Genomic DNA, 24,292 nt, shown 5'->3' on the forward strand with positions numbered 1-24,292 from the left:
TAATTACTTCAGCATTTAAAGTCGGGCAAGTACGAAATAAGTGCCATCACAGGGATTGTTGCGAATAAGTCCGACAATATGTATATACCCAGAGATACTGGCTAATAAGGATAATCCCGCAGACAGTGACTACGAATTGAGTTACCCTCCTCCGGCCCGCCTGAAACACCTGTAATAAGGGACCGGGGCTTCTTATCCATTCTTCAAAGCGCACAGCGCATCAAAATCCAAACCTGGGAGAACAGCATGGAATGTATTTCTAAAAGGGCATGTGAAATCACCCCGTTTCTGGTAATGGACGTACTTGAAAAAGCCCAGGAGATGGAGCGGGAAGGCCGCAGCATCATTCATATGGAAATAGGCGAGCCTGACTTTGATACTCCTGAATGCGTGAAAAAAGCCTGCTGCGAAGCCATGGACAGGGGAGAAACCCACTATACCCATAGTCTGGGTATTCCGGAACTTCGTGAAGCTGTAAGCAATTATTATAAAGAGACTTACTATGTGGACATTAATCCCGAGCGGGTGATCGTAACTCAGGGCACATCTCCGGCAATGCTTCTGCTTTTCACCTTTATTCTTGATCAGGGCGACAACATCATTGTTTCAGATCCCTGCTATGCCTGCTACAGCAACTTCATCTCATTTTCGGGTGCTGAAGCAAACATGGTACGCACATTTGAGGAAGACGGATTCCAATACCGCCCTGAAGAAATCGAAAAAGCAATTGATGACAGGACAAAGGCAATACTCATCAACTCTCCGTCAAACCCCACAGGAACACTGTTGTCCCCCGAACGCATGGAAAAGATAGCTGGGATGGGACCATGGATCATCTCCGATGAAATTTACCATGGTCTGGTTTACGGGGAAAAAGAACACACCATACTTGAATACACTGATCACGCATTTGTGCTGAACGGTTTCTCAAAACTGTTCGCCATGACCGGCTGGCGGTTGGGTTACGTAATCGCACCGGAAAAATACATCCGTCCCATGCAGAAGCTCTGCCAGAACTTCTTCATCTCTGCCAACTCAATGGCCCAATGGGCAGGTGTGGCGGCGCTCACGGAATCATGGGACGATGTCAACCGCATCAAAGGTATTTATGATGATCGCCGCAAGTTCATGATCAAAAGACTGCGTGAGATCGGATTTGATATCAAAGTGGAACCCACCGGAGCATTCTATGTGCTGGTTAACATGAAGCACCTTGCCGCAAAGTTTGAAGGCAGTTCCCTCAAACTTGCCTTTGATATACTTGAAAAAGCAGGAATCGGTGTGACTCCCGGTATCGACTTCGGCCCCGGAGCTGAAGGTTACATTCGGTTGTCCTATGCCAACTCGATGGAAAATCTGGCCGAAGGAATGAACAGGCTGGAAAAATACGTAAAAGAAAACAGTTGATCAGGTTAAAATTTACCCAAAAAAGCCCTGCAGACGGTGTCCGCAGGGCTTTTTATTCTATATTATTGAACCTTACTGCTCGGCAGTATTACCGCCTACCTTCTCCATCTTAATGAAGAACATCAGCAGGGCCGGGATCATGAACACGGTGAAAACCGTGGACAATGCCAGCCCGCCAAGAACAACCGCACCAAGTCCTCGATAGAGTTCGGAACCGGGGCCCGGAGCTATTGCCAGCGGCAGCATACCGAAAATGGAAGTTGTCGCAGACATGTATATCGGCCGCAGACGGGAGCGTGTTGCTTCAAGCACAGCCTCTTGATGATCCATTCCCTCATTACGCACATTGTTAAGAGACTGGTGCACAATGAGAATAGCGTTGTTAACAACAACACCGATCAGGATAACAAAGCCCAACATAGTCAGCACATCAAGCGGCTGAGGAGCAATGAACAGGTTCTCAAGTTTAAGACCGAGAAAACCGCCCGCACCTGCCAGCGGAACTGTGAGCAGAATGATCACCGGATAGATGAAGTTTCCGAACAGAGCCGCCATGAGCAGATAAGTGATAACTACCGCCAGCAGAAAGTTCCACTGCATGGCCTCACGGGTCTGGGTGAGTTTGTCGGCAGCACCGGACATGCGCACATTCACGCCATCCATCAGCCCCATTTCCTTTACCTTGGGAATAAGCTGATTTTCGACAACATCCATGGCCTGCTCAAGAGGCATGGTTTTAGGGGGCGTAATCTGCAGGGTTACTGTTCTCTGACGCTCAAGATGCCTAATCTGCGTGATACCATAAGTCCGCTCAAGATGGGACAGGGATGATACCGGAACCGCCCACCCCTGAGGTGTCGCTACAAGTGACTCGTAGAGGTCCTCAGGCGTGGATACACGCTTATCGGAAGCTTTCAATTTGAGGTCGATCTTTTTCTTACCATCTTCCTTGAAATCACCGATCTTTCGGCCATCCATCAAGACATCAAGCGCTTCACCAAGTTCCTGACTGGACATGCCTGCTGAACGCAGCCGGTCACGGTCGGGCACAATCCTGACTTCAGGGTAAAGCATTTCCAGTGAAGGAATGGGGCGGACCTGTCCTCCGGGAATGGCCTGCCTTGCCATGCCGAACATCGTCCCGGCAGCGGCTATCAGCTTGTTAAGATCTGAGCCGCTGAAATCTACAGCCACCATTCGACCTTTACCAAGCCCGGACTCGAAAATGGAAGCCTGAATACTGACCCCGAACATGCCCGGGATAGAGTTCATAATTCTATTGAAAAGGGGAATGAGTTCAGCCGGTCTTTCATCATCTGCGGCCATGGCTCCGAAGAGGTTGATGTCCGGTGCAGAGACATAGAAAAGCTGCTGAATCTGGGGAAATCCGTCTTTTTCCTCTTTGAAATGCGGCTCGGCCTGAGCAGCGATATACTCACCTATGGAGTCACGCTCCTCAAAGGATAGACCCGGCGGGGGAATAAGGATGGACAGGATCAGGTTACGGTTACCCTGCGGCAGGTATTCCATTTTGGGAAAAAAGGAAAAAACCAGAAGACCAGAGGCAGCAACGAGAATAAAAACCGTGGCGATTCGAGTGGCCCAGTTGCGGATAGCAAGACTGAGCAGTCCCATTATCCAGTCTGAGGCCTTTGCTCCCAGCCCGGTAAGAATATTCTTTCTGACCTTCTTTTCCCTTTTGGAGAAGGAGTAGAACTGCTTGGCCAGCATGGGAATAACCGAAACAGAAACAAACAGGGAAAGTGAGATAGCGCAGGTAACCGCGATGGCGATATCCTTGAACAGCTGACCGGCCTCCTCCTCGATAAAAACAACAGGGAGAAAGACAGCAACTGTGGTCAAGGTCGAAGCCATAACCGCTCCCCAGACCTCGCTTGCACCATCGTAAGCAGATTTATAAGGAGATTTCCCCATACCGCGATGGCGGTCGATATTTTCAAGGACAACAATGGCGTTATCCACCAGCATACCTACGGCAAAGGAAATACCGGACATACTTACAATGTTCAGTGTCCGGCCCAGTCCTCCGAAGACAATAAATGAACCTACAACAGATATTGGAATCGCAATTGCGACAATAACCGTAGCGGAAAAGGACTGCAGGAAAATAAGCAGGACCAGGATCGCCAGCACACCACCGATAATGATGTTCTGCTTTACCAGATCGATAGCACCGTTGATATATGGAGCCTGGTCATAAACCCAATCAAGATGAGTGCCCTGCTCGGCAAGGACCCCTTTGTTGAGTTCATCGACCACGACCTTCACATTCTCGGTAACATCAAGAACGTTTGCGCCGGGCTCGGGTTTAACACCCACCGCAATACCGGGAATGCCGTTGTGCAGCATCGCTACGGTATTTTTTTCAAAACCGGCCACAACCTTGCCCACATCGCCGATGGTAACCCTCTGTTGTCCGGAGGAAGTGATTACAACATTCTCGATATCCTGAGGAGTTTTAAACTCGGAGGTGGTCCTGATGCGGTAATCACGGCGACCAACGCCTAAGTTACCGGCAGCAACGTTGGCATTTTCACTTTTAAGGACGTCAATTACTTTCGCGATTGTAAGATTGTATGCAGCAAGTTTTTCCGGCGCGATAATGACATGCATCTCTTTTTCAGTACCACCACCGATAAAAAGATCAGCCACGCCGTCCACACGTTCCAGATACTGGCGGACATCATTTTCGAAAAACGTTGCGTACTCACCGATCCGGTTATCGTTGCCCGGCAGGGTCTTGAATATCATCCAGATTACCGGAGAGGTTGCAGCACCTGTCGCCGAAATTATCGGGCGGTCAGAATCGGATGGATATTTCTTAACTTCATTAAGTTTGTTTGAAACCCTGAGCAAGGCATCATCAATGTCCGTACCGATCTTGAAGCGCAGAGAAATACGACCGAAACTGTCAAAGCACTCAGATTCCATTTCCACCAGACCGGTAACACCTTTCAGAACCTTCTCCTGCTCCTCGATAATATCGCGCTCGATTTCATAAGGAGTAGCTCCGGTCCAACTGGTTTCGACAGTAATTTCCGGTTCTGTAACCGAAGGAGAAAGCTGGTAGGGAAGCCCGGTAAGAGCCATTCCCCCGAAAAGAACCAGCAGGATAACTCCCACCAGAATAGAGACCGGTTTTTCAATTGAAAATTTTACAAAATCCATAATTCAGCTCCGCAGAAAATATCTACTTGTTGTCGATGACCACGGGCTGTCCGGGCCTGAGTCTTTCGTTACCTTTGATTACTATATCCATATCCGCCTTGAGCCCTTTACCTCTGACCCCTGCATTCATGCCTTTATAGCCGACAACATTTACGGGAATAGGCTGAGCTTTGCCGTCAACCACCGCAATAACCATAGTGGTTCCACGCAGGGTAATAACCGCATCGCGAGGAACAACCACAGTCTCGCTGGCCAGTGCGGAAGGTAGAGAGACTCTGGCTTCCATTCCCTGAGCAAGACCGTTTTCACTCTCGACCCTGATTTTTACCGGAAAGGTTCTACTGGCGACATCTCCACGGGGAATAATTGCAAACACCCGGCCTTTATAATCTTTAACACCGACATTGATTCCCACTTCAAGGCCCGGCTTGACAACCTGTGCTACTTCCTGCGGAACGTTCACCACGACATCGTAACTGGTGTTCATCCCGAGTTTTGCGACCTCTGAACCTATGGAAAGCCATTCACCAAGATAGACATCCCTTTTGATGACCACACCGTTGAAAGGAGCTCTGATCACCTTCTTATTGAGCTGAATCTGAAGGCGGCGCAGTTTTGCCTGACTGGAGGCAAGCTCACTTTCCATTGCCAGGGCCTTGAATCTTTTTGAGTCATATTCACCTTCATGAACAGACCCACTCTTGAAAAGCTGGGTAATGCGCTGATTGTCACGTTTTGCAAGGTCATAGTTGGCCTTTGCTTCGGCATAGGCTGATCTTGCAGCTCTTATCTCTGTATTCAAGAGATCTGAACTGAGCCTGATAAGGACATCGCCCTTTCTAACAATATCACCCTCTTCCACCTCAACCCTGACAATCTTACCGCTGACCTCGGAAGCAACATCCGAGACCTCGGAAAAATATACAGTTCCGATATAGGCCGACTGCGGTGCAACCTGTCCTGCATAAGATTTGGCCGCCACAACATGGGCAGGCGGCATCTGCGGAGCCTTCTTTTCTGCAGCGGCAGCTGGAAAGGCGCACAACAAAAACACAAGAAAAACAATCATTTTACGCATATATCTTCTCCGGTGTGAATTATATCATCAGGGGGCACACTTTACTTGACTTCAACATTTAGTCAACAGTGTTAACTGTGTACTGCTAACATGAGTAAACACCCGCAACATCAGATAAAAGTATGAACATTTATGGCTTAATTAACAGTTCACGCTTTTTCAAGACGTTAGGCATTTCATAATTATAATTCAAAAACTCTCTGCAGCGGTGATATATTATTTCCTGTGAAGAATTTATGTGTATTACCCTCTGTAATTAAAATTCTGCAACCAAGAGAGGTTGCTTTATACTATGAGACAATCAATCTATATCCTGGCTTTAATAATCCTGATTGGCCTTCCCGAAATTGCCAACGCCCTGACTATCCGCAACAAATGCGGCTATCCGGTAGCCGGATCGCTATTTACCTCCGACAGGAAAGTAAATCTCGGACAGTTTCGATTGGCCCCAGGCGAAAAGGCTAAAGTACTTAAAGGAGTCCGCCCGATGAAACTTATCATGCATATGACTCCGGATGTTTACGATCTTGAAAAGCTGGGTATTTCCAAAACGGAAATCCAGAGCCCGGACTGCTATATAGAACTAAAACCCGGTGAAAATGGTATTAAGATCAAAGTATATTGAAAAAAAATCCCTCCCAATGCCTATGCAAAGGGAGGGATTCTAAGTTCAGCTTTAGGGCTGATTCAATATTACTAAGCTCTATTACAGGTTGGCGAGAATAATCTCACCGAACTCTTTACAACCGACCTGCTGTGCACCGCTGATCTGACCTGCGAGGTCAACGGTTACCTTTTTAGCGGCAAGAGCTTTTTCAACAGCATTTTTGATAAGTTCCGCTGCTTCACCCATGCCATTATTTTCCAGGAGCATAGCTCCGGAAAGCAGGATGCTGCCGGGGTTGGCAAGATCCTTTCCTGCGATAGTCGGTGCAGTTCCGTGGGTTGCTTCATAGATAGCAAGTTTATCACCCATGTTTACACCGGGAGCAAGGCCCAGACCGCCGACCTGTGCGGCCAGTGCATCAGAAAGGTAATCCCCGTTCAGGTTGGTGGTGGCAACAACACTGTACTGTTCAGGGCGCATGAGCAATTCCTGAAACATCGCATCAGCAATGCGGTCATTGATTACAACCTTGCCTTCGGCTTCCTCACCTTCCTTGACTACCTTACCGGCATATTCCTGTTCCGCCAGTTCATATCCCCACTGACGGAATCCGCCTTCGGTGAACTTCATGATATTACCCTTATGGACAAGAGTAACTGACTTACGGCCCTGATCAACAGCGTAGTTAAGAGCACTTCTGACCAGGCGTTTGGAACCTGCGGGAGTAATGGGCTTGATTCCCACACCTGCGGTAGAGTCTATCTTGGCGCCCATTTCATCGACCAGAAACTCGATGACTTTCTTTGCTTCGGCTGATTCGGAGCTCCATTCGATGCCGGCATAGACGTCCTCGGTGTTCTCACGAAAAACAACAATGTCAACCAGATCAGGTCTTTTAACCGGAGATTCAATGCCCTCGAAGTAGCGGATGGGACGGATGCAGGCATAGAGGTCAAAAACCTGTCTCAGGGTAACGTTAAGAGAGCGGATACCTTTTCCCACAGGAGTCTGCAGGGGACCTTTGATGGCAAGTTCGGCTTTAGCGAGGGTATCGAGAGTCTCCTTGGGAAGATACTCGCCAGTTGCCGCGTAGGCTTTCTCCCCGGCAAGAAGTTCTTTCCATTCGATCTTCTTTTCACCGTAGGCTTTTTCAATCGCAGCGTCGAGAACAGGACGAGCAGCGCCCCAGACTTCCGGGCCGATACCATCACCTTCAATAAAATATACAGTTTTAACAGACAAAGTGATCTCCTTGTTGATGGGCACAGCTCCGGTTTCTTGTGGCTGTGCGGTGGATAAGCATTAAGCAGGGCTGGACGGTAATTAAAAATCATTCCTTAAGCTGAAGTGGAAACCGGAAATTTCCCTGCCCGCAAGTGGGGATTGGCGGCAATTTCGTTCCGCGCAGGGTTCAGCCGAGAGCCATGCCTGACCTGATCAGGTGTGAATCATCTGAAGGATCACACCGGACATGTGCGCAACACAATGAACTCCGCTTGAATACATGTTTATTACGGGAAAACCCGGCAAGAGAATCAAGGCAGCTTCAAGAAAGTTGCAAGACTGCGTAATCCGCAGCAAAACCGCTTTTTAAAGTCTTGAACACGTGTAACGATATTTTCTTTGAGAATAAGACAAAAGCGGCATTTATGTATCCGCATTACCGGATTCAGACTGCATATATATGGCTTTCTTGCAAAAAAGTAAAGTTACTATTTTCACAAGCGTTTTTTTCGTACTTATTTCGCTAAAAACAAAAAATGGGAAACAATCGCCAGCAATACTCCTATATTTCTGTACAGCATTCACTATTACTCAAAATGAAAAGGGAGGCCCGAGAATCTCGGACCTCCCTTTCTGAGCTTAATCCACTCACCTGTGTTAGCCACCGATGAGCTGCATTGCCATCCTGGGCATACCGTTTGCCTGGGAAAGCATGGCCACTGCGGACTGAGTGAGGATCTGGTTCCTGGTGAACTCGGTCATTTCAGTCGCTACGTCAACATCGGAAATTCGGGATTCCGAAGCCTGTACGTTTTCGGCCTGTATTGAGAGGTTGGTAATAGTGTTTTCCAGTCTGTTCTGGAGAGCACCGAGATTAGCACGAATCTTGTCCTTGGATATAATTGCATTCTGCAGCTTATCCAGAGACTGCTGAGCAAGAGCCTGCGTGGAAACTGAGTTTCCTGCGGCAAGTCCGACACCGAGAGCGGAAGCGGTAGAGGTGCTGATGGAGATGTAGTAGTAGTCTTCCGCGGAGTCGTTACCGGTACCGAAGTGAATCTTTACCGGACCGGTTGAGGTAAGTCCTGCACCGCTGTGTGCACTGTTCTCACCGGACATGTTACCGTTAAGCAGGTGAATCCCGTTGAAGTCTGTTGCGTTGGCGATACGGGTAATTTCTGAAGCCATGGCCTGATATTCAGAGTCGATAATAAGGCGCTGGTCAGAGTTGTAAGTACCGGTAGCAGCCTGAGTTGCCAATTCCTTCATACGGATCAGCTTTTCATCAATGACCCCTAGTGCTCCATCAGCAGTCTGGATCATGGAGATGGCATCGTTTGCGTTACGAATACCCTGATTAAGGGACTTAATATCAGCACGCATAAGTTCGCGAATTGCCAGACCTGCAGCATCATCAGCTGCGGTTCCCACACGAAGACCTGAAGACAGACGGCGGGTAGATACACCCAGGTTGCCATATGATTCCTGCAGGTTGCGGCTTGCATTCATTGCCATCAAGTTGTGATTGATTACGAGCGACATAATAATTCCTCCTTGAATTATTCCAAAAGTATGCTTGAGCGGTTCCATCCGCTCCGAGCTTTTTAATTTTTAAACTGGACTCACTTTAATTTTCGGTTCTCGCCACCTACTCCATAAAATACCCTCCGGAACAGTTAGACTTATGGCCTGCGGCCAATCAGCCCGGATAATCGCCGGATTTCTTGAGCAGTCCCAGGGCATTACCTGCATGACCCGCGCAGGTGTACGCTCCTTAATGGTTATGCGCATGACCCTTTTGCGGGTCTAGCGACTCTGTACAGGCACGGCCTTTTTAAGTGGCAGCGATTCTCACATGTCCCTTTTGGGAAATATTCTCTATGCGAAGCATTCTCCGCACATTACCAACCTCCGAGAATCATCTCCCTTGACCAAATGCCTTGATGTGCTCATGAAATAGACTTTTTTCCGAACGTCTCCCTTTGTTGTCTGCTTATAGATTTTCTCTGCCAGAGTATTTTGCAACGGTTGTGCCTATTTGGCGGGAAACGTCTTTTTTGTATTCATAAGGAAGGTTAAGATACTGTTTAGAAAGCCTTTTTATTTCTAAATACAACCTAATGTAATCTTTAAAGACAAGGAAAATTCAGACAGGAGGAAAGATCTGCCCTATCAGAGGCGGGAAAAAGATTCCTGTATACCTCGGCAGGTATTTTTCAATGCAGCAACTCTACCGACAGGCTGTATACCAGCCTATCAAGTCAATTAATCTAGGCAGATGAAAGACAAACATTATTTACTAAACAAGTGTTTACATCAGAATATAACAATTATATTACCTGACATGCGTTAAATGCATTCGCTCTAAATGACTTACCACCATAAATTTACCCCACTATGAAAATCAGAAGCATCCATAAACTCAACAACCGCATCAGGAATTACCTGTTTGTTTTCCTATGTATTTTTGTTGCCAGCTCACTGCTTTCCACGGCTCTGTTCTTCTGGTCGGTTTTCAATGAGGTTGATGACAAAGTCGAGACCTGGCAAAGCTATTTCACAGACAGGGTCTCCTTTCTGGAGAAACTGATCAACTCACGTTCTTCATTCGACTATGGCCTCGAATCAATACTAAAGGTTGCCCCGAACGGTGAAATTATCAACAGCCGCCCATTTCCAACCGAAGAGCAGTCAATCCGGAATTATGCTATTTTTCCTCTGATTCAGGATCTTACCCCGGGACAAGTAAGGATAATCAAAACACCCGACGTTCCTAAATATGAGTTGAATAAAATCTTTCTGGTAAAAAGAAATGACCACAGCTTTTCAATAGCCGAAGTGCCATATGAAGAACTGCTACCGGTGGCCCCCAATAGCCCGGAATTGTTCATCAGTAATTTTTCCGGTGACTGCATCTATCACACAAAAGATACCCATGCCTTGCGCAAGGATAAAATCAGCGGAATAACTTTTTCCAATTTCAATATTTTCGCTACCGCCAGATCACACACAGACAAATTTGGTGGGTTCACCATCATACTTGCCAAAAATATTTCCACTGAATTTTATATCGGTTCCCTGCTGCTCACTTTAAGTCTGACCTGTCTTGCGCTGCTCATAAAACGTTCAGCCTTCCTGACCTGGGACCTCGCCAAAAACGAGGAGGATTTCATCAGAATAGGTAAGCTTATGGCCCGGGTTTCAGCTAAGCCGGGCAAAGACATGAGCAACTTATCCGCCATAGAATATACGGCTGAAATTATTCGTAAAGTTAACTGGAATGATGAAGTCGAGGCAATGTCTTTCGAGGAAAATAGAGACTATATTGTTGCCACCTCTTTTTTCGCCCGTAATATTCTTGCACTTCTTGATAAAATAGCCGTCCACTCAAAAGAACTGGCCAGATCTCGCCAACAATACAGAGATCTGGTTCAATTGGCCCGGAGCATCATTATAAGAATGGACACAAAAGGACGCTGTACATTCTTCAACGGCTACGCTCAGAGCTTCTTCGGCTACAGTAGAGATGAAATACTAGGTAACAGCATTGTCGGGACTATCGTGCCCAAGACAGACGATGGTAATTCATTTCTGGAAAATCTTATGGTAACTCTACTCGACTACCCTGAGACCCTACCAGCCAGTACAAATCAAAACACACGCAAGGACGGATCCAAAGCCTGGATTTTCTGGACCAATACTCCTATCTATGATGATAATGGCGATCTTGTAGAAATTCTGAGCGTTGGAATAGATGTTACCGAGCAGAAAAAAGCGGAAGAAAAGCTGGAACAGACCAGAAACTACATCCGTAATATTCTCGATTCCATGCCCTCAATAATCATTGGTCTCAATGATGAAAGCAGAATCAGCCACTTCAACAGTGCAGCTCTGCAACTTGCTGCAGTAGATCCTGAAACGATTGAAGGTACAGAGGCGGGAAAAGCTTTCCCGGCTATATCCAGATATATGCCGCGGATTATGAAGGCAATGCGGACAGGAATTCCAGAGAAGGACATACGGACACAGGATCTTACCTACACCGGAACATATCAGGATATTATCATCTATCCTTTGAATGATGGAATGAAAGGTGCTGTTATACGTATTGACGATGCCACCGAAAGGGTCCGTATGGACGAAGTAATGATTCAGACGGAAAAAATGATGTCTATCGGTGGACTTGCAGCCGGGATGGCTCATGAAATCAACAACCCCCTAGGCGGCATCCTGCAGGGTATCCAGAATATCGTGCGCAGGCTTTCACCTGATCTTCCAGCCAACCATAAGGCAGCTGAAAAAGTGGGGTGTACTGTCGATTCCATTGTAGAATATATGGAAGACCGCAAAATTTTCAAAACCCTCGATGGTATTACTGATTCAGGTGTCAGAGCCGCTGATATAGTTTCCGGCATGCTTGAGTTCAGCCGCAAGAGTGATTCCCGCAAAGCTCCAGGTGACCTGAGGCTGATGATGGATAAAGCTGCAGTTCTGGCCGCACAGGATTATGACCTCAAAAAGAAATATGACTTCAAAAGAATCAGCATAGCTAAAGAATACGACAGGAATCTCAGCAAGGTTAAGTGTACTGAAACCGAAATTGAACAAGTATTTCTCAACCTGCTGCGCAACTCCGCGCAGGCCATGTCTGGATGGCAGGAAATGAAAGAGGCTCCACAGCTGACAATAAAGATCCACAATTTCGGCAACATGGTGCGGTGCATTATCTCGGACAACGGTCCCGGCATGGACGAGAACATACGCAAAAGAGTTTTCGAGCCCTTTTACACCACCAAAGCACCGGGCTCAGGGACAGGTCTAGGTCTTTCTGTGTCCTATTTCATCATCACCCAGAACCATATGGGTAAGTTTCTTGTCCGTTCAAAGCCGGGCAAGGGAACTACTTTCATCATACTGCTTCCGGCAATGACCGACTAAAAAAGCTCCGACAGTAAACTGCCGGAGCTTTCAGCCTGATGATTTAGACCTTGGCACCAAACTCAACTTTTTAATACTTAATGAGCCTGAGCCCAGGTCCTGCCTAGCCCCAGATCAACTTTCAATGGCACGGCAAGGCTGGTGACTTTCTGCATATCTTCCTGAAGAAGACGACCGATTTCCTCAATATTCTCTTCAGGACCTTCCACAAGAAGTTCGTCATGAATCTGCAGGATAAGACGGCCACCCAGATGTTTGATTTCAGGATTTTCAGCAACCTTGATCATCGCCATCTTGATTATATCGGCGGCGCTTCCCTGAATAACAGTATTGATAGCCTGTCTGCGCGCCTGTGAAATTACCTGCTGGTTAGTTGAGTGCAATTCCGGAAGTAGACGTCTGCGTCCGGAGAGAGTCGTTACATATCCTTTCTCCCGGCCAGTCTCTACCACAGAATCATAAAACTCTTTCAGCACGCCAAGTTTTTCGAAATACCTTGCGATAAATTCCTTGGCATCATTAACTTTTATACCAAGTTCGCGTGACAACTTCTGCGGCCCCATTCCGTAAATAAGGCCGAAGTTGATAGTCTTTGCATTTCCACGCTCATCACGGCTGATCTCATCAGGTTCTTTATCAAAAAGAAGCGCGGCTGTCCGCGAATGAATGTCCTCATCATGCTCAAACGCGGACACCAGTGTCGGATCACCGGAAAAGTGGGCCAGAACACGCAGTTCGACCTGAGAATAGTCAGCTGCGGCAAGACGCATTCCCTCTCCGGCAGTAAAACAGGCTCTCATGCGCTTGCCCTGATCGCCGCGTATGGGAATATTCTGCAGGTTGGGCCCTGAACTGGAAAGCCTTCCCGTTGCAGTTGCCAGCTGGTTGAAATGAGTATGTATTCTTCCGTCTTCCTTAACCAGCTTGGGAAGAGGCTCCAGATAAGTGGAGCGGAGTTTCTCCATTTTACGGTACTCCAGAATATCATTTATTATCTCATGTTGGTCCTGCAGCTTTTCAAGAACCGAGTTGGCAGTGGAAAGTGCTCCTTTGGGAGTTTTTCCGCCGGGCTTCAATCCCAGTTTTTCAAACAGAATATTACTCATCTGCTGGCTCGAACGAATATTGAAGGGCTCCCCGGCACGCTCATGAATAATTTTAGTAAGCTCTTCAACACGCTCACTGACCTCTTTGAGAAAATCAGAAAAAGAATCCAGATTAATTGTGATACCGGCTTCTTCCATTTCGGCAAGAACCGGAATTAACGGTGTCTCAAGATTGGTGATCAATTCGTCAAGCCCTGCTGACTGAACACGGGGCTGAAGCACATGCATCAAAGCAAGGGCAGCCATTCCCTGAGCATCCGGGTGAACTTCGTCCACTGCGTCCGGCAACTCTTCACCGGCGAACAGCATCGAACGAAGACGGTCCCAGCTGTAATTTCTATCTTCGGGATTCAGAAGATAAGAAGCCAGACTCAAGTCAAACCAGCGTGCAAGCGGAATTTCCATCCAGCCGCGATCAGCACGCAGGAAAGACTTAACGTCTGCAACCGCTATAATTCTGGCGGACTGGAGTTTTTCGACCAATGGAGCTGCTTCAGTACGGCACATCCATTCTTCACCGGAAAACCCGATAAAATAGGTCGATCCTTCACGAACAATCCCCACCTCTCCGTCACTGAAATCAGGGAGTTCATCAAGGGTGACCTTTTTGACCTCCAGCCTGCTTTCAGGGGCAGGCTTTGAAGGGGCCCCATCTCCGAAAAGTGAAAGCTGTCCTGAATCATTTTTTTTTGATTTGGGAGCAGGAGCTTTATTAGATGCAGCAGCGGGAAAGGCATTACGGACATCACGGACCAAAGATCTGAATTCGTAGGTTTCCAGAAAGGATGAAACCTGACCAGGATCTGCAGGCTTCACTTTTAAGCTATTCAAGTGCAGGTCAGAGCAGCTGTCGACCTTAAGTCTGGTCAGTTCACGGTAAATAAATATATTCTCCAGCTCATCCTTCATCTTCTTTTTCAAAGAAGGTTGCAGCTGTTCAAAATTATCACGAATATCTTCAAGAGTAGGATACTGGGCCATCAGCTTTGTAGCTGTGACTTTTCCCACTCCGGGCACTCCGGGGATATTATCAGCAGAGTCACCTACTAGGGCCTGAAAATCCGCCCATTGAGCAGGTTCCAGTCCGGTATCTTCTTTGAAGTCAGCAAGGGATGTAATTTTTTCTTTCCTTCCAGCCGGGTCCCACATGAAAACATTTTCATCAAGGCACTGTCTGAGGTCCTTATCAGCTCCCAGAATGACAACCGGACGTTCAGATTTGTAACGTCTGGCGAGCGAAGCAATGCAATCATCCGCCTCTTCACCCTCAGAAACAACCAGCGGCACGCCGAGAACGGCCATGGCTTCCTTGAGCGGCTCAATCTGAACTCTTAAATCATCTGGCATCGGAGGCCGCTGCGCTTTGTACTGATCGTAAAGTTCATGGCGAAAATTCTTACCTTTTCCATCAAGCATGAACACAATATATTTGGGTTTTTCTTCCTTGATTACCTTTAACAGGACTCGAAGGACAATATACAGCGCGTTGGTGGGAAAACCGTCCGAACGCTTCAGATCAGGGTAAGCATGGAAACCACGATAGAAAAAAGCCGAACCGTCAATCAGGTAAAGAGGGTCGCCCTGCAAATTCAATTTATCTTTAAGTGACATTTTTACTCTCGCTAATCATTTCTTTTGGAAGCCTGCTGCGGCTTTAGAATAACCATTCCCACTCCCGGACTTTTTGCGGCCCATATTTTATGGGGACCGTCTGCGCAGAGAGGAGATCATCCTTTCCTAACACCGTCATTAAACTTTTGTAAGACCTGAGCTGACAATGTATTAAATTTATTTCAACAAAACTTCAAGTCAATTTTTGCTAAACAATATAAATATAATAAAACTGAGACAACCTAAAACAACAGTCACAGTCAATAATTGATTTCTACATCGAAATACAGGCGAGCATACTAAACATACACCCTTCTGAGGAATGGGGCTAAAGACAAATCCCCGGCTGTTAAGAAAATGCCGGTATAAAACAGAGTCAGACACACGTTAGTCAATTATTCTCGAAACACACCACTGGCGTAAGATGACGCCAATGGTGCTTTTATCAGCAGTCTGAGATCAAATCCTTTTGACGGTTTTCTTTTTACCCTTGGTCAATTGTTTGACCACAAAGGCTTCCGGATCAGCTCCTTCAAGAGCCGAAAGTTTGATTTCAGCCCGGGCGGCGGCCTTGTGCCCTCCGGCAGAGCCAATATCATCGAAAAGTTTGGCAGCCATCTTCCCCATGTCTTTTCGCAAACCGTCGCCGCGGAAAATGACCACAAGGGTTTCCTGATAAATACCGGATACAACATCCCAGGAAACGCCATGCACACGCATGAAAAAATCAGCCAGAATAACCAGGGTATCGGGGTTTTCAACTTTACCCAGATGGGAATAGAGCCCCGGCCCGATCCGGCGCAGATTGTAAAAAGCCCTTGAAAAATATCTAAGCCAGTCCGGATGTATCTCGCTGCGGGTAATACGCTTGATGAGATTCATATCCGAATATTTGGTCAGATAACGGAAGGCCTTGACGTCATCATCAATGAAAGGCCTTTCGAAACTCTGAGTATCTGTTTTGATACCGTAAAGAAGAGCTGTCGCGAGAAGCTTGGCCGGACGGATATCAAGATTATACAGATACTCGGTCAGCATAGTGCTGTTCGCGCCGTATTCAGGGCGTATATCCGTAAATTCAGCAGGTTCGTAAGGCTTCTCGGGATGAGGATGATGATCGATTACAACAGAAAATTTAACATCATCAAAATCCGGGTGGTGATGTGGCTGTGAATCGATTATCGCAAACCGGTCATACTGGGCCACCAGAGTCGGAATCATTCTCTGAGCCGGGATTCGCAGATAATGAATCATGGCCAGGTTATCCAGCCGTTTGACCTCATTGATATGCGCAATCCCCACAGCGGAAACCCTGCGTCCGATTATGCGTTTAAAGGCCATGGCCGAAGCCAGGGAGTCCGGGTCGGCATTAACCACCACCAGCCATCTTTCATCTTTGTTGCACAGGGCAAGCAGATCCTGCAGCCGGTCTTCAAGCTGTTTAAAATAAGCCATAATTACTACTTAAGGGCCAGGGGCAACCCGGCAGCCACCAGATAAGCCTTATCGGCTATCGCGGCAATTTTTCGGTTGAGTGATCCCAGGCTTCTCACGAAGCCGCGGAGCTCACGGGTCATGGGCACAGGGCCGAGGCCCACTTCACACGACACCAGGACAACATCCGGACCGTCCCAATCAGACAAAAGCCGGACAACCTCCCCGATATTTCGTTTTCCGTTCATATGCTCTGCGCATGAGAACATCCAAAAATCCAGACTGTCCACCAAAATGTGGTCATAATCCTTTTTAGCCCTCAATAGAACCTCATGCAAGTCCGGGCCGCATTCGAGCACAGGAATTGAAGGGTCCCTTTCTTTACGATGCTCCATTATCTGCCTGCGGAAGGCCATATCACGGGCTTTCCCGGTAGCGATGAAGCACTTCTTACCGGAATATCCGGCAAAAAGATCAAGGGCATAGTCTGATTTTCCCGACTTATTGCCCCCAAGTATAAATGTAATCAAGTTTTCTCCTCAAATACAGTAATACAAAATCGGGAAAAACTTTCCCCTTCCTACTCTATTTTTCGCACATACTGCAACCACAAGAAAATTTTCACAAGGTAAGTACACATTTATTTGTAACTACAATATTCGTTAAGGAATGATAAAGATTCAAAAAAAACTTTTTCTTCAAAAACTTCTATCGTTATTGTACCCGATTTTTCCAGTTTATCCATAATTCTTCCAAGCAACAACAGTCCTGCATCATCCAACTTAAGCAGGCTCTCATGCCTTCCTCCCCTACCGGGGGCGTTAAGATGCAGCATTTTGACCAGCCCGGCAAGATTCTCATCAAGAACAGCCTGCTGTTCATAGGCGAGGATGTGGCCCAGATCAAGACAGACTCTGAAACCGCAATCTCTTATGTGGTCAACAAGTCCACCAAGGCTGTTGTGCTGAATGTTCTCAAAAAGGAGAATTTCAGGATCTACATCAAAACGGTCCAAAGATTCCCTGAAACTGGAAATGAGCGCACCTGCATACGAACCTGATTCAGGCGGGTGAATCACATGAGACACCGGATCAAGATGTGCAGCCTTTGCAATCAGAGAACCGACCACTTCAGCAACAGTATCGCCTCCTTCATCCCATGGAAGGTCAAGAGGGTGATGAATATGAAATGAAAGATCCGTATCCGCTAGGCTCTGTGGCAGATCAGTGCTTGAATAATTCAGACAGGACTCGGTTTCAAAAAAAAGCAGACCTACCTCATCCACTTTTCCTGCAAGATAGCGGCAGTTTTCAGCAACTGTTCCGGGAATAACCCACGAAGGGGCAGCGAGCTTGATTGATGGGTCAATATGACTCAAAAAAATGGACATTTTTTCCGTCTTTAAAGATATTTCAAATATAACTTAAGTAATCACTTCTACAATGGACTGGCTAAAAAACCTTTTTAATACGAGGCATACTTATTGCTAAAGTTAATAGTAATCAATCTAATCATGTCGGAGAGCGTTAAAATGAGAAAAGTAAGAAATTTTTTTCAGCACTATCTTAACCCGCTGCATGTCTTCTGTCGTCTCAGGGGCGTGGGCTTAAGCGTCATTGCCGCCAGAAAAATGTCCATGGTTTATGAAAAAGTGCTTTACCGGGTATTTTTACTTTAGAGTCAAATATGTTGCGTAACTTCAAAAGCCTATCAAATAAAAAACCGCAGGGGTTTACATATCAAGCAGACTGATTTTCTTCTCTTTCTGCACCTTGCGCGCGACCATAGCAGACCTCTTCACACATTCAGGCAATCCCTTCAAAAATCTCGAAACCGGTAGACGCAAAGTTTTTCCATAGAGCTGCCGCTTGGCCGCATGGGAAAGATAAAGTTTTTTCCTTGCTCTGGTCATTCCCACATATAAAAGCCTGCGCTCTTCGTTTTCGTCAATCAATCCGGAAGTTCCGGTCACATTCCCGCTTAAAACATCTATTCCGGCAAAAGGCATTATTCCATCATCCAGTCCGGCAAGAAAAACAGCTTCAAACTCCAGACCCTTTGCCGCATGCATTGACATAATACGGACTTTTTCCGCTTTTCTACGGACCTGATCAAGGTCGTTCTGCATGTGAATCCAGTTTAAGAGTCCCGACCATCCGCCATGCTCCCTATACCCTCTGGACATATCCCTGAAAGCCTTGCTTTCCCAAAAAAGCTGATCAAAAGGCGGCATATTGTTAAGATATGCCGAAAGGCCGACCGGTCCCTGAGCTACTATTTTTTCCGGTACTTCCGGCACCTCATCATCGGCCTCTTCGGCAAAACCCAGCATGCGCCGGGCCGCGGCCAGCAAAGCCTCAACGCGAGAATCGTGCCAGAAAGATTCCACCTCGGGGACACTGCATGGAATGCCCTGTCTTTTGAGCATACCCTCAATCGGTCCGATCAACGCCTTGAACCGGACCAGAACGGCAATATCCCCCGGGCTCATGGAACCATGCCCGAACGAATCACCCAGACTGTGGCTTGTGGAACCGATCAACTGCTTGATGCGCTCACTGATCCATGATGCCTCACGGGAACTGTCAGGAGCTGTAAAAAGATGTAAATCCGCCTCATAATCCCTTTGAGCTTTGAGTTCTGCAGGATTCTCAAGGATTGAAGCTGAAGCATCCAGAATATCCTGTGCGGATCGATAATTATCCTCAAGAGTTACTTCAATCAGATTTCCCCAGAAAGATTTCAGTCTCCCTGCAACATCTCCGGCAGCCCCCCGAAATCCATAGATGGACTGATCAGGATCTCCAATCGCAAAAATCCCTTCTCCGTCATCTCCTCCAAGGCGGTGTACAATAGCAAGCTGCAGGGGAGAAAGGTCCTGAACCTCATCAACCAGCACATGAGTGAAAGTTCTTACGTAATGATCAGATTTGAGTTCCTCAACCCAGAACTCCAGAAGATCGGTGTAATCCACCAGATTGTACTGATCTTTCTGTGATGCATATGCTGTATAGATATCAGCCGCTTCTCCTTCAAGACGTTCAAGGGTTTCTCTTGAAAGATTGATTGTTGCCCAAGCATTTTTAAGTTTGGTTCCCGTTAGCTGCGGGTTTGCCCGCGCGAAAACTTTTCTTGCCCCTTCTTCATTCAGTATTATGGGGGCGTCGTCAAAAGCGGACTGCCAGTATTCCAGCGCAAGCGCATGCAGCGTGTCAGCACGCGGCAGGACCTCGTCCTCGCCCAGAATACTTTTCATGCGCTCGTTCATTTCCTCAGCGGCTTTGCGGGTAAAGGTCAGTGCAAGAATTCTCCGGGCCCGGGTCCCCCTCTCCAGAAGGTGTTTGATCCTGCCCATGAGGGTCTGCGTCTTACCTGTTCCCGGCCCGGCTATGACCAGAACCGGTGCAGGTCCGGCAGCAATTGCTGATTTCTGCGACTTGTTAAACCTGACGACCTGCGGCTCCTCTTTTTCTTCGGACTCCTTACGAATCTCGATGCCCGGCTTAGCCCTGTCGAGATCACCTTTCTCTTTCCGCACCACAACGAGCTTCACGCCGTTTACAATCTCATCCCGTTCCTGAGCGCTGAAAACAGAAATTGTTCCGTACTGGCCGTCAAATCCGGAATTACGTATGACCTGCCCCTCGCGCATCCTGCGTATGCCTTCAGCAAGATGTTCGTTGTGTTTTTTCAGGTCCTCGACAGGAACATGCTGAAGAATTGAAAACTCTGAACCGAATTCCTTGATAAGCGGAGCGTACACCCCAAGAACTTTCTTGGTCTTGGGCCCGGTCCCGACCACTTCTGAGATAAGCTCCTTAAGGGGGACCAGAGAAGCAAACCCCGGCTGCCCCGAAGGATGCACCGGATCGTCACGATCCGCCAGCTCCATGACACGGGAATAAACTCCGCGGGTCAGGGGTTTGCCGCAGGCGGGACAGATTCCTCCCCGCATGGAAGCTTCCTTCGGATCAAGAACAACTCCGCACTTGCGGTGACCATCCATATGGTATTTCCCCTCTTCGGGAAAAAACTCGATGGTTCCCATAAATTTATGTCCCAACCCCTCGCCGCGCAAAGCCCGGTATATACCTTCGTAGGAAAGATCTCCGCTGAAAATATTTGCCTCACGCCCGAGGTTTTCTCCGGAATGTGCGTCTGAATTGGAAATCATCCGGTATTTATCAAGAGCGGAAATAAGCCAGTTCATCTCCGGGTCGGACGAAAGACCTGTTTCCATGGCAAATATTTCTGAAGAAAGATCTCCGTAACATTCTTCAACAGTATCAAATCCTGATTTTGATCCGAAAAGGGAGAACCAAGGAGTCCAGATGTGGGCGGGAACTAGGAAGGCTTTATCATTTGTTTCAAGGACTATTTCGAGAAGGTCTCTGCTGTCCAGACCGAGGATGGGTCTGCCGTCTGATTTGAGATTGCCGATTGCGTCCAGTTTGGCGTTGAACTTCTTCACGGATTCAAGGTCCGGCATGTAAATCAGGTTGTGGACCTTTCGGGTTTTGCCAAGTCTTTTGTAAATAGAACTTATTTCCGCCTGGAGCATGAACCGTGTCTGCCCTGCAAAAGGGCCGTCTACCCAGTCAACCTCATTCTCCAGACCTTCCGGCTCCTTGAGGGAAAACAGTCCTGACCCGTCATCAACCAGTTGCTCTTCAATCTCAGCCACCCATTCGGGATGAGTAAAATCGCCCGTTCCTATGACATCTATGCCTTTTATCCGGGCCCATGCGGCCAGCAGCCGGGGGCTCAAAGATTTACTGGTGGCACGCGAAAATCTTGAATGGATATGCAGGTCGGCTATAAATCTTTCCATGGTTTCCGTTCATCCCCGTCTTGATCACGTCCTGATAAACTGATCATCTGTCAAATCATAACAATGTGTAAAAATTACACTTTATCATATCATCATCGTATCATTAGAGCCCTTCTCAAGGGATCTAAGGGACAGTACATCCTGACCGAACGGATTGCAAGGCAGCCCCCACTTTGATAGGAATTTTTTAACAATTTAAAAGAGGCCGCCGGAGCCCAGACAACTTTAGGAGTTCAAGTGAAATTCGCTTCTGTATACGATATTTGTGATGATCCGATTTTGAAAAGCGGTAAAGTCGGCGAACCGGGCGAGAACCTGCGTAAGCTTTATAAAAAACTGTTCGGCAACCCCCTGCTTAAGCATTTTATCCTGCGCTGGTGTACCCACCCTTCCATCCCAAAAGAAAAAGTAGGGCCCTATCAATCCATGATGTCCGCGGCCATGCAGGCAAGTTATGAAAACTGGCAGGATAGGGAATGGATAGAAAATACCTTCGAACCTCTGGCAAATCTGCTCAACCGGGTTAAAGATCCCCAGTGGCGGATTCGCCATGCGGCTGATACACGCCCGCCGCGTATTAACGATTCCGAAATCAACGAAGTGCTGGATGAAGTGCTTAAAGATATTATACGGGTCTGGGATAAAAATCCCAAAGACCCATATTTTCCTGTTTCCGCACAGGTCCTTTTGCCCGGAGACTCCATTTGTGATGGTGAAAATTTCATGAACATCATGATCGGTCTGGGATCCCATGAATTTAAGAATATCAACCTGCTTTTCGGACTCATGCGCTGCTTCCTGCACGCCAATCCGCTGGCTTTGAAAATTTTCCGACGTCCATGGAAAGGCATAGCCGAACCGCTTTCCATGAGAGTTTCATGGATCACTCACCGGACAGGCTTTTATGACGATATTTTCTGGGAACAGATTTACAACCTCTACATTCTGGAAGAACTGCCTGACACGGAGCAGACAAAACTTAAGGAAATGATGGAGTCCATTCTCCATTTTCTGATTGTAACCAGCATGGAATGGCTGATGGCGCCTAGTTCGGGCATCAGACACCCAGCCATAACCTGCCTGCCCAAGGATGAAAACGGGACCCCGCTCTGCAACATGAAGCCCCGTGACTGGAAAGCCAAAAAAGAACTGGGCTTCGATGATTATGTCCCGGATGTGGACACCACCTTTCTTGCACTGGCAATGTCACGTAAATGGCTTGATCTGGTGGAGAAGAAGAATATTGACTGTGACAGAGATCTTCTGAAAAAGGCTGAAGATTTTCTCGATTTCCCTTGGGTTGAAATCATTAACGAGTATCAGATTGGAAGTGGATACGATACAAATCCGCCTACAATCACCATGACCCGCCCCCTCGATTATTTCGGGTCCGTGCCACTCTGGTTTGATAAGCCCTTCCATAAAAAAGACGGACGGATTATCCGTGAAACACTTGGTAATGAAATATGCCCGGGCCACAACATGGACATTCTCGATTCCATACTGGTCAACCGCTACCAGTGGAAGGCACTTGAAGGTGATAATCTGGAAACCGTGAAACGGTTCCTTACTTTTCACCATAATGCCTTTATCAGCGGCAATTTCAAATATGACAGCGCGGTAAGATTCTACCTGCCGGAGATTTACGTAAGCTATGCCGGTCGGCTTTACGATACATGGTTGACTATCCCTAAAGATGAACGTGAACTGATAGACCCGGAAGGGAAAATTGAGCAGATAAGATTTGCAGCCATAAACTACTGCAAGTACGACATGCTGGGAGCAACACTTAATCCGTTTGACGCATCCCTTGCGGTGGCTACTCTCTGCCTGCTGCGTTATCCACAGCGGGGCGACGGACTGATCGAAAGAGGAATCAAAATTCTTCACGAGCACCTTGGAGAGGGGTGTTTCAAACATCCATATAAAGCCTACGAATGGACAATGGTCAGGCATCCCACAAGAATCATAGTGGGAAGTGAAGTTACAACATCACTTTTTGCCATGAATGCAATCGCTTGCTATAAACATTACATGCGATAATTCACGCTTTTTCAGCGCCCTTGCCTGATGTAATCTCAAAGCAGAACAAAAAATCCCGTAATATCGAGACCAATATTACGGGATTTTTGTTTTCAATTCATACTCCGGCTATAGTACATATCATTGCCGGCATTTTGAAAAGACTACTTTAATTTTTTCCCATCATGCCATGCACGACCAACACAGTTTCCCACATCCCAGTAACGGTTATCAGGCATGGTCAGCATGAACGGATTAACCTTTTTGATATCCGGAACATCATCCACAAGGACCTCCTCTTCGCACCATGTGGCGACAACTTCCCCCACGAAAAGGGTGTCATTGGGGAGTTCCATGGAGTCAAAGACTTTGCACTCTATAGATACCGGACATTTACTGATTACCGGAGCATTTTCAAGCTCGCCTTCTTCCACCTCAAAAAGACCGGACTTATCCAGCTTGCTGCCGGAAACAAGCCCCACAAAATCAGTAACCTCTACCAGATCAACCGAAGGGATGTTCACACTGAATTCGCCACTGGCCTTGATAGCGGTATTGGAAAAATGCCGCTTGCCTACAGAGATCATCATCAATGCGGGATTATAGTTAACCCTTGAAACCCAGGCCAGAGCCATAAAATTATTACGTCCCTCATACCTGCTGCCCAGAATCGCCTGAGGCATCGGCATGGTGAACCCCTGGACACCTATATTTCTTTTAGCCATTTGAACTCCTGTTGAACAATCCGCCAGTTAATTTTATTTACTATTCCATTATCACATCTGCAAAATCAGCTTCAACTGTCACTTCCGGAAATTCAAGACTCCGATATATGATAATACCAC

The 24,292-nt window shown here is 47.2% G+C and carries 16 protein-coding genes; 6 read left to right on the top strand and 10 right to left on the bottom strand.

Annotation, left to right across the window (positions count from 1 at the left end; genetic code table 11):
* The first annotated feature begins 246 nt into the window (after positions 1-246).
* Positions 247-1,407, top strand: coding sequence for a pyridoxal phosphate-dependent aminotransferase (locus tag ACZ5PW_RS18265; protein ID WP_464556361.1), 1,161 nt, complete (start codon positions 247-249; stop codon positions 1,405-1,407).
* Between the two features lie 72 nt (positions 1,408-1,479).
* Here ACZ5PW_RS18265 and ACZ5PW_RS18270 read toward each other — a convergent pair whose 3' ends face one another.
* Both ACZ5PW_RS18270 and ACZ5PW_RS18275 read right to left on the bottom strand, forming a co-directional pair.
* Complete coding sequence (locus tag ACZ5PW_RS18270) at positions 1,480-4,596, bottom strand: efflux RND transporter permease subunit (protein WP_464556363.1); 3,117 nt, start codon at positions 4,594-4,596, stop codon at positions 1,480-1,482.
* A gap of 22 nt (positions 4,597-4,618) precedes the next feature.
* Positions 4,619-5,674, bottom strand: a complete 1,056-nt coding sequence (locus tag ACZ5PW_RS18275) for an efflux RND transporter periplasmic adaptor subunit (protein WP_464556364.1) — start codon at positions 5,672-5,674, stop codon at positions 4,619-4,621.
* 292 nt (positions 5,675-5,966) lie between these two features.
* Between ACZ5PW_RS18275 and ACZ5PW_RS18280 the strand changes: the two genes are divergently transcribed.
* Positions 5,967-6,299 carry a hypothetical protein gene (locus ACZ5PW_RS18280; RefSeq protein ID WP_464556366.1) on the top strand — a complete coding sequence of 111 codons (333 nt, stop codon included), beginning with the start codon at positions 5,967-5,969 and terminating at the stop codon, positions 6,297-6,299.
* 81 nt (positions 6,300-6,380) lie between these two features.
* Here the strand turns inward: ACZ5PW_RS18280 and icd are convergent, their stop codons facing one another.
* Positions 6,381-7,523: an NADP-dependent isocitrate dehydrogenase gene (icd, locus tag ACZ5PW_RS18285; protein WP_464556367.1), complete on the bottom strand. Its 1,143-nt coding sequence runs from the start codon at positions 7,521-7,523 to the stop codon at positions 6,381-6,383.
* Positions 7,524-8,162: 639 nt separating this feature from the next.
* On the bottom strand, positions 8,163-9,047 hold the full coding sequence (locus tag ACZ5PW_RS18290) for a flagellin N-terminal helical domain-containing protein (protein ID WP_464556368.1): 885 nt from the start codon (positions 9,045-9,047) through the stop codon (positions 8,163-8,165).
* Positions 9,048-9,189: 142 nt separating this feature from the next.
* On the opposite strand from ACZ5PW_RS18290, the gene ACZ5PW_RS18295 reads away from it, so the two are divergent.
* Both ACZ5PW_RS18295 and ACZ5PW_RS18300 read left to right on the top strand, forming a co-directional pair.
* Positions 9,190-9,315 (top strand): hypothetical protein, encoded by a 126-nt coding sequence (locus ACZ5PW_RS18295; RefSeq protein WP_464556369.1) that lies wholly within the window; start codon positions 9,190-9,192, stop codon positions 9,313-9,315.
* Positions 9,316-9,902: 587 nt separating this feature from the next.
* Positions 9,903-12,443, top strand: a complete 2,541-nt coding sequence (locus tag ACZ5PW_RS18300; RefSeq protein ID WP_464556370.1) for a PAS domain-containing sensor histidine kinase — start codon at positions 9,903-9,905, stop codon at positions 12,441-12,443.
* A 77-nt stretch (positions 12,444-12,520) separates the two neighbouring features.
* Here ACZ5PW_RS18300 and polA read toward each other — a convergent pair whose 3' ends face one another.
* The 4 genes from polA to cbiR all read right to left on the bottom strand — a co-directional run bounded on the left by polA (position 12,521) and on the right by cbiR (position 17,984).
* The gene (gene polA, locus ACZ5PW_RS18305; protein WP_464556371.1) at positions 12,521-15,160 is read right to left on the bottom strand and encodes a DNA polymerase I; all 2,640 of its coding nucleotides are present in this window, start codon (positions 15,158-15,160) and stop codon (positions 12,521-12,523) included.
* A 459-nt stretch (positions 15,161-15,619) separates the two neighbouring features.
* The gene (locus ACZ5PW_RS18310; RefSeq protein ID WP_464556372.1) at positions 15,620-16,615 is read right to left on the bottom strand and encodes a DHH family phosphoesterase; all 996 of its coding nucleotides are present in this window, start codon (positions 16,613-16,615) and stop codon (positions 15,620-15,622) included.
* Positions 16,616-16,620: 5 nt separating this feature from the next.
* Entirely contained in the window at positions 16,621-17,124 is a 504-nt protein-coding gene (locus ACZ5PW_RS18315) for a bifunctional adenosylcobinamide kinase/adenosylcobinamide-phosphate guanylyltransferase (protein ID WP_464556373.1), read from the bottom strand.
* Positions 17,125-17,234: 110 nt separating this feature from the next.
* Positions 17,235-17,984 (bottom strand): cobamide remodeling phosphodiesterase CbiR, encoded by a 750-nt coding sequence (cbiR, locus tag ACZ5PW_RS18320; RefSeq protein ID WP_464556374.1) that lies wholly within the window; start codon positions 17,982-17,984, stop codon positions 17,235-17,237.
* Between the two features lie 141 nt (positions 17,985-18,125).
* Between cbiR and ACZ5PW_RS18325 the strand changes: the two genes are divergently transcribed.
* Positions 18,126-18,272, top strand: a complete 147-nt coding sequence (locus ACZ5PW_RS18325) for a hypothetical protein (RefSeq protein ID WP_464556375.1) — start codon at positions 18,126-18,128, stop codon at positions 18,270-18,272.
* Positions 18,273-18,326: 54 nt separating this feature from the next.
* On the opposite strand, the gene ACZ5PW_RS18330 is transcribed toward ACZ5PW_RS18325, so the two are convergent.
* Positions 18,327-21,425, bottom strand: a complete 3,099-nt coding sequence (locus tag ACZ5PW_RS18330) for a UvrD-helicase domain-containing protein (protein ID WP_464556377.1) — start codon at positions 21,423-21,425, stop codon at positions 18,327-18,329.
* A 237-nt stretch (positions 21,426-21,662) separates the two neighbouring features.
* On the opposite strand from ACZ5PW_RS18330, the gene ACZ5PW_RS18335 reads away from it, so the two are divergent.
* Positions 21,663-23,468 (top strand): hypothetical protein, encoded by a 1,806-nt coding sequence (locus ACZ5PW_RS18335; protein ID WP_464556378.1) that lies wholly within the window; start codon positions 21,663-21,665, stop codon positions 23,466-23,468.
* 143 nt (positions 23,469-23,611) lie between these two features.
* On the opposite strand, the gene ACZ5PW_RS18340 is transcribed toward ACZ5PW_RS18335, so the two are convergent.
* On the bottom strand, positions 23,612-24,172 hold the full coding sequence (locus ACZ5PW_RS18340; RefSeq protein WP_464556380.1) for a flavin reductase family protein: 561 nt from the start codon (positions 24,170-24,172) through the stop codon (positions 23,612-23,614).
* Between the last annotated feature and the right edge of the window lie 120 nt (positions 24,173-24,292).

The organism is Maridesulfovibrio salinus (assembly GCF_055394525.1).